Genomic DNA, 14697 nt, shown 5'->3' on the forward strand with positions numbered 1-14697 from the left:
TGGATTTCCTTCTAAGTGCTTGATTTATAAGTGATCTATGGTGGGCACATGGCTCGAGCGGAACGAGCAGGGGTGAGAGTCACTTCCACCAGCGGTGGGGGTCAACCCTTTAACAAGCCGATTTAACAAGCCTGTTAAAAGAGGAAATTTTCTGCGCGTGAGGTGGGGCGCGGTTTCCGGGAGAAGAGGGGATCGGATTTTTTTCCTACCCCCCATACTCATCTTCCGTGCCTCTTCCAGCCAAACGCCTGCTTCCCAGACTTCGAGATTCGGCCTTCACTTGCGATGTCGGACACCACCACGTCGATCACGAAGGATTCATCTTCCAGTCTGCTGCTAGCCGTGGTCCCTGGCGGCGCATTGTGGATGTTCACAATCACGCCGGGCTCGACCTCCGGGGGCCTCCTGGTAGCGGCAGGCGGCAAGCCACCTACCGCTCCGGCGCCCGTATAGCTATTCAGCGCATTTAGGTAGCCAAGACCTAGCTTCCGGGTGGCGTCCGCATTAATAACGTATTCACCAGCGTGAACGATGCCTGCGGGCTCCTGCTTGCCACCAGCGCCTGTGTAGCCGCCTTCAGCGAATCCAAACCAGGACAGCGGGCCGCCTGATGTCGACGGCACAGGGCCACCCTCGGAGAACCCAAGAAACGCCATCACAGCTTTTGTAATGGTGGCTTGAATCGCCATGCGGACGAGATCGCTGATGATAGAAGCGGCCAGCGATTTGAAGTCGGCCTTGCCGGTCATTACCAAGTCCACCAGCGCATCCTCCATGCCGCCAAAGGCACGGTCGACCATTTGTCGGGTCTGGCTATAAACATTCTGTGACTCAGCCAGATAGTTCTGCAATCCTTTAATTGCCCCATCCTGCCAACTCCCCTCCTTCTGGTTGCGAGCCTGGATGTACCGGTCGTACTCCTCTAGTGCCCTCGCCTGGTACTCCTGCTGGATGGCGATCTGATCTTCGTACTGCTTGCGGATTCCTTCTATCTTGCTCGGATCATTGTTCAGTGAGAGCGTCTGGCGTTGCTGGTCTTCAAGCTCCTGGATGCGGGCGGCGTAGTGCTGCATGATTTGCAGCCGCCCCTGCATATCCGCCGCGGCCCGGTCGCTCATGCCATAGGCGGCCAGCGCCTGCTGATAGCCAGTCATCTGCAACAACAAATCTCGTTGGGCCGACAGCTCGGCGTTCTGCAAGTTCAGTACGAGTCGTCTTGCCTCGTCCCTTTCAGCAGCCATATCAATGGCGGTGGCAAGCCCTTGGGCCTTATCAAGTTGCTCACCAGTAAGGGACACATTCATTTGCTTGATGTCGTAAGCCAGCCTTTCATAGGCTGTCAAATTTTGTGCCTTTACAACCTGCTCCTCAAGATTCTTGAGGTACTGCTGAGCTTGCGCCTGTTGCTGTTTCGCTAGCTTGGCCGCTTCCTCTGCCCTTCTTTTCCTCTCAGCCTCTCCAGCGGCGTCGATTGCATTGCCCGAGCGCTTGTCGATTCTGGAGTCCATCTGATAGAAGGAAGCAGGGTCAGTATCGCCTTCAACCACAGCACCAATCATCTTTCTCAAATCGGTGTTCGCTGCCTTGGCGCGCCGCTGCACATCCGTGATCATCCCTCGGATCCTGTCGTATCCCTCACGCATGCGCCGCAAGTCGGGATCCGTAATCTGATCGAGGGAAATCGTGGAAAGCCCTTTCTGGACATGTTCCAGGTCACTGGCCATCGTCACCGCACGATTGGTGAGGTTCTCCAGCTCACGGCCAAACGACTTAACCTGCTCCTGCTGCTTTGATAGTGCGTCGGTTCCCAGGACAATCCCAAGCTTGTTGGATGATGCCTTGAACTCGGCCATGTTCGCGATCAGGTGAACGAAGCTTGCGGCCAAGCCCGCGACCCAGCCTGTAAATTCCGCGAAGACTGCCTGCACTTCGGGAGAACCAAGTTGTGCAGTCAGCCGATTGATCGCGCGGGTTGCCTCATCAAAGCTTCCGCCCTCACCGGTCAGCAACGAGTTCAGTTGGTTCTGCAATCCGGTGATCGCTCCACCAAGCGTATCGCGTGCGGCGGCCGCTGCACCACCATATGATGACTCCAGCGCTTGCAGGACAATCGCCTGCGCTTCGGCGGTCTTGCCTGTTTCCTGTAACCGCTCAACAAGCGCCTCCTGATCTTTAGAAAAGCGAAACCCCTGACGCTGAAGCGCAGTGAGACCTTCCTTAGGAGAGTCGAGCGCACGTCCAACAGTCTCTGCCGCGGAACTGACATCCATTCCCAGGCGCGCCGCCATATCGATGGCCGCTTGCATGGCTTGCGGGAATTGCTCGCCGACAATGTTGCTGTATGACAGAAGGCGAGCCTGGGCTTGGTTGACCTCCCCAGCACTGAAGATGCTCTTCCCCTCCATTTCGGAGGCCATCTTGTTCAATTCTCGCTGGGTGAATCCCGCGGCATTTCCCGTGGACCGCAACACTGCTGCGAGCTGAGCTTGCTCATTCTGGAAGTTGCGGGTCTCTTGGACGACCTTCTGTATCGCAGCTCCCGCAGTGAATCCAGCAAACGCCAATGAGAGCGCCCGGCTGATTCCCTTCCATGCATCTTCGATCTCTTTGGCGCGTTGCTTCTGCTTCTTAGCAATTTCACGCGACTTCCGATCAGCGATGCGTTCGGCCTCGGTCATTCCCCGCGAAAATCCGCCTGTCTTTGCGATCAAGTTCAGCGTTAGAGTCCCCAAGGATCTAGTCATATCGCCTCCTTCTGCACTTCAATGCACACGGCCGGATGAATGAGCCTCGATCTGCTGCATGACCGCATCGACAGCCAGTCTGAACGCTTCCGATCTAACAAAGATCTCGGTCATCTTGTTGATATCTTTCTCACGCATGGGGCTAAATATCTGCGCGAGGGCTGGAAGTGCATGGGCTTGCCATTGGTGCAGAACGATTTGTTCCGAGGCTTCACGGATGAAGCTTGCGCTAAGTGCAACAGTGCTCATTTCTCTTCTTCCCTGAAGATTCTTTCCCAGCCGCCGCCATTTCTAGCGGGCGGACACTTACCAGGCTCGATAGCACGCAGCGCCACATACGCACCTCGACCATGGCGAACGATTGCACCAGGCTTATAGGGAAGGGCCGATTGCCATTCGCCTTGAAACGAAAGAGCTGGTCTTGCCTCCAACTCTGCTATGCGCTTCCTTAGCGGCTCGGTATGACTGAAAACGACATCGGCCAGCATCCCGGCGAAGAGCTTGACGTCAATGGCACCCTGCGTTGTCGTGACACGCTTAATCTCTGCACGATGGTCCAGCAGCTTGATACTTCCGCTCGCCAGTCGGGTTGCCGTGGGAATTTCCTCAATCCGAGGAGATCCCGCCGGCACCACCACGCACTTTGCGACCGAAACGCGAGCGTCTGGGTTCGCAGGCACAGACACCACGGACAGCTCATGCCATTCCCATTTGTCAAAGCGAGTGCCTCCATTGGGCAATGCCGAATACTTGAGGGCCTGGAACCCGATAGAAACCGCAGTCAGAGCACCGTCCTGGAGCAACTTCCAGACCTCCTCGGCCCGCGCGACTCCCTCGGTCAGCTTTGCTCGGATGCGGATCCCGGCCTTGGTAACCTCCGCGCGGACGACCGATCCAATGGGCTGATCGTGTTTGTGGGCGAAAAGCAGCGGCAACGGCAAGGAATAGAGGGCACCATCCGGCACAACCACGTCGCCCACGCGATCTTCTCTACCTGTGGTCGCCCATCCTTCGATCCAACGGCCGTCCTCCCGTTGAAGTGCTTTTATGGCGAGATACGTTTGATGACCGGTCAACATATCAGCTCCCGCTCTCCACAAGCACCACATCCACTGCGGAGGCGATATGCCACTCGCGCTCGATCAGCAAACCCAAGCTGTTGGTTTGCCATAGGCTGACCGCCTCCGCAGGAGATTCCGGGGTGTCACGCATGTCTAGCGTTGCGTGCTCAGCGGATCGAAGCTGGAGGCCGTAATCCAGCAGTGCTATTCGCGATGCCGGAATAATCTGCATTGCTGTGGCGTCGTCGATGGCGACCACTTCCACTCCCGGAACAAATGTGCCGCCACGCACCCCCATGCCGCCACGATTCTCCACGCGGGTGGACAGATCCAACACATCACCCGCGGGCATAGAGACCACGTACCCATAGGACGGCTCGGCGGCTCGCAACCCTGCCCGCAGGTCGTCCAACGGGTCACCGGTACCACCAATAGTCACCGCGTTCGAGTCGACCAGATTGCTCAGCAGTGCCCGGTTTGTTGCCCGGGAGACAGCCTTGGACAATTCCGCTTCAAACATGCGACGCGCCTCTGCACCACCAGCCATTGCCAGCTCTTGCGTCATGACGAGAACCGCGGCGGATTTTGTCGTCGTCATGTTTCCCAGCGACAAATTCAGGTTCCTAACAGGTTTCGGATCACCCTCCGCCACGACATTGCCCACCGCATCCGAAGCGGACATCACGCGAGAAACGTAGCGCGGTAGGACACGGGCATATTTCTTCAGTTGATCCAGTATCGAAATCTCGGCAATGCTGGCCAGGTAGGAAGCCATCAGCTGGGCGACATCCTCACCGTTCCATAGGTCCGGTTCGAGAACGGCGTGGGCCGCTGCCTTGCTAACCAAGCTATTGACGTGCTGTTTCAACGCTGCGACCGAGGAAGCTCGGTCATTATTCAGAAACATGGCCATAGCCATGTCCACAAAGGCTTTGGACTGTTGATTGATATCGCGGCCAACGAAGGACTGGGCCATCGTGTCCAGAGCTGAGCGTGCTCTACTCAGGGCTGCAAATTCAAGAGCGTCCATGGCGATGGTTCCTTTTCTAAACAAGTCGAACCATCATGGCAAAACCCACAAAAATCGATCAATCTCGTGCGATTTTCCGAAGCCGCTCAATTGATTCGGGGAGGCCCCCGGAAATTTCTGGAACCGTCGGGCACTTAGCTCTCAGGTGATCCAGCACATGACACGACATCACGTACCACGTGGCAGCCATAGCGCCAGCCATCCGACGCTTGTCGCTGCCTTCGACTTGGCACCATGCCTCCCGGGCAGCTTCTGCCAATACGCCGGGGAGCGCGTTCGCGAGATCCAGGATGATGGCATCGTGCGCGTTGGCCTGCCTCCACCGCCGAACAACATCGACATCGACAAGGACCGAGCACCCGCGACCTCGACGCCCCCGGCGAACTGTCGGGCAGCCCTCCCTTACCCATCTCCGCAGTGTCCCCTGGCGAACACCCAGCGCAGAGGCCGCGCCAGCGATCGGAAGCCCTCTACATGGCGAATGGGATTCAGCCATGCGCACCACCCGCACCACTGCGCCAAGCGCAGGACCGGCGCCAAGCGCCAAGTGCGCGCGAGCGGCGCCCGGGGTCCCATCCTCCCTGGACCATGGATTTGCCCTCAAATGGCAGGCTGCAACCCACCCCCAGAACGCGGCAGGGATGGCAGTATGTAAAGGACTTCAGAAATTGAAGCAGTGAGGCACATTGGCGGAATTTTCCACCAATGGTGGGAAAGCTAATAACCATGCGCCTCTCCGGTCGATTTGATGTTTTTCCCCTGCTTCAATTTCTGAAGTAGCTGGGGGCCATCTACTTCAATTTCTGAAGCGTTAAATCCGGTTTGCGCTTCAATTTCTGAAGCGGGGTGCTTCAACTTCTGAAGGCCTGACTTGTTTTTTCCGGCCTGAGCCCTGGCAGCTTCATGTGCGTTTTCTATCGCCTGGGAGGCCTCCACCAACTTCTCGAACCGACGCCATTCGTTCGTTGCGCCCATCTTCTGGATGCCTATGGCCGGCTGCTCGAACACGGGTTCGTCTGTGAACCGATACAGGCTGCACACCTGCTTGCCCCAGGCTATGCCTCCCTGGCGTGTCACGGAGATGAAGCCGGCGGCCTGCAACTCGCGCAGGGCCTTGGCCAACGTCGCCGAAGCCGTCCATCCGTAGTGGCGCAGGTCACCCAGCGTCGCACTGATATTGCCGTTGTTGGTGGCCTGGAGCTTCCTCCGTAGGAGCAGGTACAGGGCCTGGGAGGAGTGCGCGAGGGCACGCCAGGCGTGGGAGTCAATCAGCTCCCAGTAGATCCTGGCGTGCCCTCCTCGCGGGTCAGCGGGGCGCTTTGAATGCGACTTCGCCACCCGTCACTCCTTCGCTATCGCCGCCGTCAGAACTCGGGGTGTTCCGGCCGCGACGTGGCTTCACCCACCCAGGAATGCAGGTCTTGAACGCCTGGAATTTTTTGTCATCGACGGCTGCCCAGTACCGCTCCGACGCAATGCCGCTTTCCCGAATGCCCGCCGGACTCCTCAGGTAAATCATGTCTTCCAGCTCTTTTTTCTTCTCGGCCAGCTCTCGCTCGCGAAAATCCGGACCGTTAACTGGTTCCCATCTCAACATCCACCAGTCGACGCCCTGGAAAGCCTTTCGAGGCCCTTTGGCGCCCTTCGGGCGTTGCCGCCGCAGCCAGTACCGAAACTGACCGTCATTCCAGCACTTGCCATCGAAGCCATCTGGCCAGATGACTTTTTCCGGCAGAACGCCTTCGGCCTCCAGCATGGCACGGGTGCCAACGAATTCCGCGAAGCCCGTTCGATGGGGATTGATGCAAATGACCAGCTCGTCGGGCGTCGTGAGCGCGATCGGATGCGATGAGTCCTCTCTGTCAGAAAGGCGGATCTGTGCAGTGTTACCCATGGCGCACCTCCATGCCCATACCACCTTCCCCGCCAGCCTCCGAGAGAAGACGCATGACCCGCTCCTCTTGGGGGCCGCTATGGGGCCCGTACAGCCGGCGCCCAATGGCCCGAATAAGGGGCATGTACAGCACTAGCGGATGGCCGTTGGGCTGTTCAATCTCCCATGCCAAGCGGGCAATGGTCTCGTTCAACGTCGGCCCCCTATCGGGCGCAGTAATCGTCTTAGCGTCAATCCACATGGTCTTTCTCCAGGTCGTTGATCTGCTGGTTGATCTCCCAAGCGAGGTCAGAAGCCAGCCACAGAATATTGACCCGATCGCTTTCAGCCAAGCTCACGAAATCTTCCAAGGATGCATCGTGAATCAACGACATGAGCGCCGAGAGCTGCGCCGCCTTGGCTTGAATCTTCGATCGATCGCTGGAGGAAGACACCTCAACCTTAGCCATGACGCACCCCCGCAATCGCGTCGGCAATGCCTTTGGCAAAGCCTTCGTTGAAGAGGCAGGAAGCCGCGGCCGCTTCCGATTCGTTCTCGATGTTGCGCACCAGCGCGCAGCGAGCGGCATCGCGGTACGCACCCATCGATTTGAAGGCTTGGCCGAACCAGACCAAGGCAGCTGCGCGCCCTGCTTCAAAGTCAGGATCAGGCGCGTTATAGGCTTGATTGGGGGAAGGTGTGATAGGATTCACGGCGTAGGTTCCTTTCGTAGGGGACACTGCGTTTTCGGCCCCATCAGCGTTCCAGCGCTGGGTGGGGCTTTCCTTTTGGGGCGCCATTACCGCGCCCCGCGTGCGCGAGCCTGCGCCGCACTCGTCACTTCGCCGGCGTCCAGCCAGGCGTCCAGATCCTCCTTGCGGTACCAGGCTCGGCCCCTCTTTATGAATTTGGGACCTGTCCCTTCGCTGGCCCAGCGGGATAATGTTCCGGCCGTGAGGCCCAGATACTTCGCAGCATTGCGCCGATTGAGGCACCCGTTTGGGTGCACGATGACTTCAGGAGTATCGATCATTGGCCTTCCGATAGATAAATGTGAAACGGTAGCAAAACATAGCGATAAGCATTCTATCTACGCCAACGATCGCGGTCAATGTCTAGCATCGTCTTTTTTTGGTACCATTTGCTTGACCATATCAAAGGAATGCAATGGCAACGGAGCGGAAGAAGGGTGGAAAAGGCATGGCCCGTACCGAGCAGGTGGCGATCCGTTTTGACCCAAAAACGAAGTACCTGCTGGACTTGTGCGCACGGATTCAACGCCGCACAGTTACCAATTTCGTCGAATGGGCGGTCGAAGAATCCTTCAAACAAGTCCACATCTCCGATAAAACGACGGTTGCTGAAGAAGCCGGCCTGCTATGGAAGATTCGCCCAGGGGACCGCCTGGCAAAGCTAGTCCAGCTCTACCCGGCCCTTTTGACCTACGATGAGCAACGGCTCATCGACTTGATCAACAAGGCGCTTGCAGCAGCGGGGCTCGGAACTAACGCCGCACAGCAAAGTGGTCAGCAAAGTGATTTCGTAGACGAAAATTGGGACATCTTCACCCGGGCTATCGAAGAGAACATCGATCCAGATGTCGTCATGGAAGTTTTTCTCGAGAACCCTCCCACGTCGTCCAACATAGAGCGCCGCATCGCGAAATTTCAGGAGATCATCGATAACCTGAAGAAATTGAAGGCCGAGCTAGAAGCGGCCAAGAAGGATGGTTAAGACCTTCACCAAGCTGGACCGCCGCAGGCTCCGAGAGCTGGCGCCCGGCAAGAAGGTCATGGAACACGGCATCGAGTTCCAACGGCTGGCCAATGGAGATGGGGTCTATAGCGTCAACATCATGGTGGACGGCCAGCGCATCCATCGGGTGCTTGGACGCGAGTCAGACGGTGTTACCCGCACCCAAGCCGAACAGTTCATCGAGAAGGCCCGGACAGACGCCCGCCATGACCGTCTGGCGCTGCCCAAGGGGCGCAAGGTGGCCCTTTCCTTCCATGCTGCGGCCGGCAAATACATCGAGGTGCTGAGAGCGTCTGGAGGCAAGGACGTCCCGGCCAAGAAAAGCGCGCTGCTACTGCATCTAACGCCGTTCTTTGGCGACAGACCACTGTCCAAGATCACGAGCGACGATATTGGGCGCTATAAGGCTCAGCGGCTCCAGGAGGTTGTGCAGGCCGGGGGCGATCAACGCAGCAAGGACCGGAAGCCGCGCACCGAAGGCCGGACCACGTCACCGGGGACGGTAAACCGGGAGCTGGCCACGCTTTCTCACCTGTTCTCGATCGCAACGGAGCAAGGGTGGATCACGACGGCGCGGCCCAAGATCGAGAAGATCAATGCCGGCGGGAGGCGCATTGTTTACCTGACCGTCCCCCAAGCTCGGAAATTTCTTGATGCCGCAAAGGATTCGGATAACCCCCAGCTCTACCCGTTCGTCCTGATCGCGGTTTCAACCAGCATGCGTAAGGGCGAGATCCTGCGGATCCGGAAGGAACACATCGACTTAGACCGCCGCATGATCTTCATCCCCAAGGCGAAGGCCGGGGCGCGGGAGCAGCCCATTACGGCCGCCCTGACCGCGTTTCTACGCACCTACCTGGAGCAGTCGGTGCCAAGTGACACCCCATGGCTCTTTCCTAGCCCCAGGGGCTCGAAATCAGGCCATACGGTGGCCATCGAGAAGCCCTTTCGCGAGTCGGTAGCTAGGGCAGGCCTGGACCCCCGGCAAGTAGTCCGGCACACCCTCCGCCATACCGCGGTCTCCCATCTCGTTCAGGCCGGCGTAGACCTTCCCACCGTGCAGCGCGTGAGCGGCCACAAAACACTCGCCATGGTGGCTCACTATGCCCACCAAGACGGCGACCACATACAGTCCGCAATGGACAAGCTGGAAAGCCGCATCTCTGGCACGATTACACGGAAACTACACAAAAGCAAAAGGCCGACCCCACAGGAATCGGCCTAAGCGCTTGATATCTCTGGTGCCGGTGAAAGGAATCGAACCCTCGACCTTCTCATTACAAGTGAGCTGCTCTACCAACTGAGCTACACCGGCAGAAGGCGGGATTGTAATGGAAATCGATGTCCGTCACGCCGGGGCCGCGACGGCCAGCCGCGCCGGATCGCTGGACCAGGCGCTCCACGAGCCCGCGTACAGAGACGCCTTCACGCCCAGGTCCTGCACGGCGGCGATCCAGTACGCCGCCGCCACGCCCGACCCGCAATAGGCCACCACCGGCCGCTCGTCGTCGTCGAGCAGGCCGAGCTTGCGCGCCAGGGCCTGGCGCTGGGCGAAGGGCAGCAGGCGGCCGTTCGCATCCTGCCAGATGCCGGCGGGGCTGCTGATCGCGCCAGGCAGGTGGGACTGCTGCTTGCCGTCGCCCGCATAGGCCGCGGCTGTTCGGGCATCAAACAGGCGATATCCCGGAAGATCGGCGACGATAGCGTCGGTTTCGATGGGAGACAGCTCAGGCGGGGTCACCTGCCCGGGCGACGGCGCCGCGTCGCCGCCACGGGCGGCCCAGCCTGCCAGGCCGCCATCCAGGATGCGGACACGAGGCAGTCCGGCCCAGGTCAGCACCCACCACGCGCGCGCGGCGGCCGAGCCGTTGGCGGCGTCATAGACGACGATGTCGCCATCCGCACTCAGGCCGGCCTCGGCTGTCCAGCGGCGGACCGCTTCCGGTGTCGGCAACGGCAGGCGGCCGAGGCCGGGATCGCCGGGCTCGGCGTAGTGCGTGGGCAGCGCGGTCTCGATGGATCCTGGAACGAGTTCGGCCGGCGCCGGGCCCGCATCGGGTGCGACATAGACCACGGCCACGTTTCCGGAAGCCAGGGCCGCCGCCAGATTTTCGGCGGAAATGAAGGGGGAATGCGTACCGGAAGCAGGAAGAATCGCGCTCATGAGGGTTCCTTGTGAAGGATCAGCGTTTGGTTTGGAGAAGGTCCCGGCCGGCCGACGGCGGCATCGCTAGCGTCATGGCCGCGCTGGCCAGGGCGACGGCGCCCAGGCCGAGGTAGACCCAGGAATAGGTGGTATCGCCCAAGCCGGCCGCGGCTCCGCTTTTGAGCAGCAGCGCGGCCGCGGCCACGCCCATGGCCACGGTCAGGTTCTGGATGGCCAAAAAGAAGCTGGTGGCGGCGGCCAGCCGAGGCCGCGCCACGTCGGCATAGGCTAGCGTGCCGTAGGCGTTCATCTGCAACGAGCGCGCCCAGCCGAAGCCGAATAGCATCGCCGCGTACACGGCCATGGCCTCGCGCGGCGGCACCCACCCCGCGGCCGCCAGGCAGCCCGCCGCCAGCGCGCCATGCAGGAACAACCCCTTGCGATATCCGGTCCGGCGCAGGATCTTGCCGCTGAAGAACTTCATCGCGAAGCCTCCCACGGCCGGGATCAGCACGACCAGCCCCGCCTCGAGCGGGCTGTAGCCGTCGCGCTGCTGCAAGGTCACGGGCAGCAGGAAGGGCACGCCGCCCACAGCGATGCGAAACACCGAGCCGCCCGCCATCGCATCGCGAAAGCTGCGCAGCGCCAGCAGGTCCAGGGCCAGCACGGGTTCGGCCGTGCGCCGCGCGTGCCGCACATAGGCCGCCACCAGCAGCACGCCGGCCGCCAGCGCCGCCACGGCCGGCCCGGTCCGGACCTGGGCCTCGGCCAGCGCCATCAGCCCCCACATCAGGCAGGCGAAGCCGATGCCGCTCAGCAGGGTGCCGCGCAGGTCGAACGCGCCCCCACCCCGGCCTTCGGTGGCGGGCAGGAAGCGCCGGACCAGCCATAGCGCGCCCAGGCACAGCGGCACGTTGATCCAGAAGATCCAGCGCCATCCCACGTAGGTCGTCAGCAGGCCGCCCAGGAACGGTCCGACCATGGGTGCGATCATGGCCAGCAGGATCACCAGCGCCATCGCCTCGACCAGTTCGTGCCTAGCGGCGGTGCGCAGCACGATCAGCCGGCCCACGGGCGCCATCAGGGCGCCCGCCATGCCTTGCACGAAGCGCAGCGCGATCAGGACCAGGGCGTTGGGCGCGAAGCCGCAGGCGATGGAACTGGCCAGGAACAGCCAGATCGCGCCGGCGAACACCCGCTTGTCGCCGTGGCGTTCGGCCAGCCTGCCGCTGAGCGGAATCAGGACGGTCAGCCCAAGCAGATAGGCGGTAATGGTCGCACTGAGCGTGACCGTATCCGAGCCCAGGTCCGCCGCCATGGCGGGCAGCGCCGACGCCACGCTGGTGGCGTCGAGCTGTTCGACGAAGAAGATGGACGAGACGATCCATGCGGTGCGCCGGGTCTGCGGCGACAGGCGCTCGGGCGGCGCGGCCGCCGCGGTGGCTGCGGGAGGCATCAGGCCGCCCGGCGTACGCCGGCCGCATCGGCATCCGCCTCGGCCTCGCCCGCGATCAGCGCGCGCAGCGCCTGCCGGACCGCCTGCCGCTGCGCTGGCGTTTCCCATTGCGCGCGCGGGAATTCACCCACCACCCGTCCCGGTCGGTCGAACACCAGCACCCGGTCGGCCATGGACAACGCCTCGTCCAGCGAATGCGTGATCTGCAGCACGGTCTGCCCATGCGCCTTGGCGATGCGCTGGAAGTCGCCGCGCAGTGCGGCGGCGGTTACCTCGTCCAGCGCGCCGAAGGCCTCGTCGGCGATCATGACCTCGGGCTGGGTGATCAGCGCCCGCGCCAGCGCCACCCGCTGGCGCATGCCGCCCGACAGTTGCTGGGGATAGGCCTGCTCGTGGCCGGCCAGGCCGACCTTGTGCAGCAGTTCGATGGCCTGCGCCTCGGTGTCCGGCGAACGGGTGCGCAGGATCTCCAGCGGCACCAGCACGTTGTCGAGCGCCGTGCGCCACGGCAGCAGGCGATCGGTCTGGAACACGCAGCCTATCCGGCCACGCAGGCGGGTGAAGTCGCGCAGGGGATCGACCCCCAGCACCCGCACCCGGCCGCCCGAGGCCTGAGACAGACCCAGGATCAGGTTGACCGCGGTCGACTTGCCGCAGCCCGTGCGGCCAACGATGCAGACGTGTTCGCCGGGGGACACGGAAAAACTCAGGTCGGCGATGGCCGGCGCGTGGCCCTTGCCGAACCGTTTCTCGACCTGGGCGAATGCGATGGCGTCAGGCATGGCTGCGTACTCCGTCATGGCCGCGATACGACAGGAAACGGCGTTCGAAGCCGCTCAGCGCCTGATTGCTCAGGATGACGAAAGCCACCAGCACGGCCGTCCAGACGATGGTCTGGTCCATGCGGAACATCTCCTGCGACACGCGCAACTGGTGGCCGATGCCGGTGATTCCGCCCAGCAGCTCGGCCATGATGGTGACGCGAGTGGCATTGCCGATATTGATCCGCCACACCGTCAGCAGCGACGGCAGGACCGCCGGCCACCACAGGATGCGCGCCCGCTGCCACGGCGTGGGCCGCATGGACTGCACCAGGTCCACCCAGTCGCGTGGGATGCCGCGCAGGGCGTCGCGGGCCTGGTAGAAGAACGCGGGCAGCGCCGACGTGACCACGACGAAGGCGATGCGCGCCTCGGCGTCGCGGAACCAGAGGATGGCGAAGATGACCCAGCACAGGGACGGAATGCCCTGCTTGAGCTCGACCAGCGGCACCAGGAAGCGCTCGACGTGGACGTTGCCGGCCACGGCCGCGCCAAGCAGGGACGACACCAGGAACGACGCCAGCAGGTACGCCCAGATGCGCCCGTAGGTGATGGCGATGGCGGACCAGCCTTCGGGCGAGGCCAACAGGTCGCCCGCGGTGGCCGCTATTTGCGACAGCGAGGGAAAGAACATGGGGGTCGAATGATGCGACGCCCATTCCCACGCCCCCAGCATCAATGCAATGGCCAGCGCACCTTCCCACGGCACGGCCGGCCAGGACGGCAGTCCCGCGCCGCGCCGCCGCGCCGCCGTGTCAGGATCCGCGAGGCTATTCATTCCTTCCTTCCACGTCGAAGGCCGACACCAGCGAATCGAGTTCCGCATCCGTCAGCGGGCGCGGCAACTGGCCGCCCTCGGGCAGCAGCTTCTGGGTCAGCAACGCCACCGTCTTGATGTGCCGGCGCAGGGGCTCGATACGGGTCAGGTCGCGATAACGCTCCAGCACGCCTTGCAGCGCGCCCACCTCGACCTGCGCGTCCTTGGACACGAGGCGGGCGGCTTCGGCCGGCTTTTGCCGGATGAACTCCGCCGCTTCCCGGTTGGCCGCGTAGAACTTGCGGATCAACGCCTGGTTGGAGGCCTGGGCGATCCACGGCGACGCCACGCCCAGCGTGATGGACGGCACGAAATCCGTGCCCGATGCCTTCTGCCAGACGGCCTTGTCGAACACCGGCAGTGCGTGCAGCGCCCCCTTGCCCTGCGCGACCGCGGCGGCGCCCTCGGTGGGATTGACCAGCAGCGCGTCGACGCGCCCGAGCTGCAACTCGGCCAGCCCGGCTGCGCCGCGCGCGCTCGAGGACTTGATCGTGACCTTGCCCAGGTCCACGCCCCGGGCCTGCAGGAACCACTTCGACAACGCCCAGCTTCCCGTGATGGTGTCGGTTTGCACCACCTTGCCCTGGAGCTGCTTGACGTCCGTGATCGCGGGATCGCGGATGACGATGTCGGACTCGAAGTTGAAGATATTCCACAACAACGTGAAATCGGCGCCCTGCTGCTTGAAGCGGCTGACCGCGGCGATCGCGGCGCAGAAGCAGACCGGGTCCCGGCCCGTGGCGAAATCGGTATAGGCTACGTTGGAAGGCTTGGGCGTAACGGTCAGTTCGAACCCGTGCTTGCGGTCCAGCCCCAGCCGCTGGATCAGCACCGGTATCCATATGCTTTGCGAAGGCGGCGAAAACACCGTGACCGCCAGCTTGGGCAGCGGCTCGGCCGCCTGGGCGGCGGATACCGTGGCGTTCAACGCCAGCCCCACGGCCAGCGTGGTGCCGGCCCTGCGGAACAGCTCTTTCAGGTTTTTCATGGCTA

At 61.9% G+C, this 14697-nt stretch carries 16 protein-coding genes and 1 tRNA gene; 2 read left to right on the top strand and 15 right to left on the bottom strand.

Translation table 11 applies throughout. The features are described 5' to 3' along the window. Nucleotides 1-218 precede the first annotated feature (218 nt). The 9 genes from EGT29_RS24660 to EGT29_RS28955 form a co-directional block, all read right to left on the bottom strand. On the bottom strand, nt 219-2678 hold the full coding sequence (locus tag EGT29_RS24660; RefSeq protein ID WP_161567960.1) for a phage tail tape measure protein: 2460 nt from the start codon (nt 2676-2678) through the stop codon (nt 219-221). An 84-nt stretch (nt 2679-2762) separates the two neighbouring features. Then, complete coding sequence (locus EGT29_RS24665) at nt 2763-2993, bottom strand: hypothetical protein (protein WP_124691473.1); 231 nt, start codon at nt 2991-2993, stop codon at nt 2763-2765. Beyond that, entirely contained in the window at nt 2990-3823 is an 834-nt protein-coding gene (locus EGT29_RS24670) for an HK97 family phage prohead protease (protein ID WP_161567961.1), read from the bottom strand. The genes EGT29_RS24665 and EGT29_RS24670 overlap by 4 nt, the downstream gene beginning before the upstream one ends. Before the next feature lies 1 nt (nt 3824). Beyond that, complete coding sequence (locus tag EGT29_RS24675; protein ID WP_124691475.1) at nt 3825-4835, bottom strand: hypothetical protein; 1011 nt, start codon at nt 4833-4835, stop codon at nt 3825-3827. A 717-nt stretch (nt 4836-5552) separates the two neighbouring features. Further along, the gene (locus EGT29_RS28605) at nt 5553-6173 is read right to left on the bottom strand and encodes a hypothetical protein (protein ID WP_192901776.1); all 621 of its coding nucleotides are present in this window, start codon (nt 6171-6173) and stop codon (nt 5553-5555) included. Continuing rightward, entirely contained in the window at nt 6142-6729 is a 588-nt protein-coding gene (locus EGT29_RS24685; protein WP_124691476.1) for a hypothetical protein, read from the bottom strand. Before EGT29_RS24685 ends, EGT29_RS28605 begins: the two co-directional genes overlap by 32 nt. A gap of 230 nt (nt 6730-6959) precedes the next feature. Beyond that, nucleotides 6960-7178: a hypothetical protein gene (locus EGT29_RS24690; protein WP_124691477.1), complete on the bottom strand. Its 219-nt coding sequence runs from the start codon at nt 7176-7178 to the stop codon at nt 6960-6962. Continuing rightward, nucleotides 7171-7422, bottom strand: a complete 252-nt coding sequence (locus EGT29_RS24695) for a hypothetical protein (protein WP_124691478.1) — start codon at nt 7420-7422, stop codon at nt 7171-7173. Before EGT29_RS24695 ends, EGT29_RS24690 begins: the two co-directional genes overlap by 8 nt. A gap of 86 nt (nt 7423-7508) precedes the next feature. Next, nucleotides 7509-7742, bottom strand: coding sequence for an AlpA family transcriptional regulator (locus tag EGT29_RS28955; RefSeq protein ID WP_124691479.1), 234 nt, complete (start codon nt 7740-7742; stop codon nt 7509-7511). Nucleotides 7743-7909: 167 nt separating this feature from the next. Here EGT29_RS28955 and EGT29_RS24705 point away from each other — a divergent pair, with 167 nt between their 5' ends. Both EGT29_RS24705 and EGT29_RS24710 read left to right on the top strand, forming a co-directional pair. After that, nucleotides 7910-8443: a hypothetical protein gene (locus EGT29_RS24705; RefSeq protein WP_124691480.1), complete on the top strand. Its 534-nt coding sequence runs from the start codon at nt 7910-7912 to the stop codon at nt 8441-8443. Beyond that, nucleotides 8436-9689 carry a site-specific integrase gene (locus EGT29_RS24710; protein ID WP_124691481.1) on the top strand — a complete coding sequence of 418 codons (1254 nt, stop codon included), beginning with the start codon at nt 8436-8438 and terminating at the stop codon, nt 9687-9689. Before EGT29_RS24705 ends, EGT29_RS24710 begins: the two co-directional genes overlap by 8 nt. A gap of 14 nt (nt 9690-9703) precedes the next feature. Here the strand turns inward: EGT29_RS24710 and EGT29_RS24715 are convergent. From EGT29_RS24715 to EGT29_RS24740, 6 genes are all read right to left on the bottom strand, one after another. Continuing rightward, nucleotides 9704-9779 (bottom strand) — tRNA-Thr (locus tag EGT29_RS24715). Nucleotides 9780-9812: 33 nt separating this feature from the next. Next, complete coding sequence (locus EGT29_RS24720; protein ID WP_124691482.1) at nt 9813-10628, bottom strand: sulfurtransferase; 816 nt, start codon at nt 10626-10628, stop codon at nt 9813-9815. A 19-nt stretch (nt 10629-10647) separates the two neighbouring features. Further along, nucleotides 10648-12066: an MFS transporter gene (locus EGT29_RS24725; protein WP_161567962.1), complete on the bottom strand. Its 1419-nt coding sequence runs from the start codon at nt 12064-12066 to the stop codon at nt 10648-10650. Then, entirely contained in the window at nt 12066-12848 is a 783-nt protein-coding gene (locus tag EGT29_RS24730; RefSeq protein WP_161567963.1) for an ABC transporter ATP-binding protein, read from the bottom strand. The genes EGT29_RS24725 and EGT29_RS24730 overlap by 1 nt, the downstream gene beginning before the upstream one ends. Further along, complete coding sequence (locus EGT29_RS24735) at nt 12841-13665, bottom strand: ABC transporter permease (protein ID WP_161567964.1); 825 nt, start codon at nt 13663-13665, stop codon at nt 12841-12843. The genes EGT29_RS24730 and EGT29_RS24735 overlap by 8 nt, the downstream gene beginning before the upstream one ends. Beyond that, nucleotides 13658-14692, bottom strand: coding sequence for an ABC transporter substrate-binding protein (locus EGT29_RS24740; protein WP_124691486.1), 1035 nt, complete (start codon nt 14690-14692; stop codon nt 13658-13660). Before EGT29_RS24740 ends, EGT29_RS24735 begins: the two co-directional genes overlap by 8 nt. Between the last annotated feature and the right edge of the window lie 5 nt (nt 14693-14697).

It is taken from the genome of Pigmentiphaga sp. H8 (assembly GCF_003854895.1).
Classification (GTDB): Bacteria; Pseudomonadota; Gammaproteobacteria; order Burkholderiales; family Burkholderiaceae_B; genus Pigmentiphaga.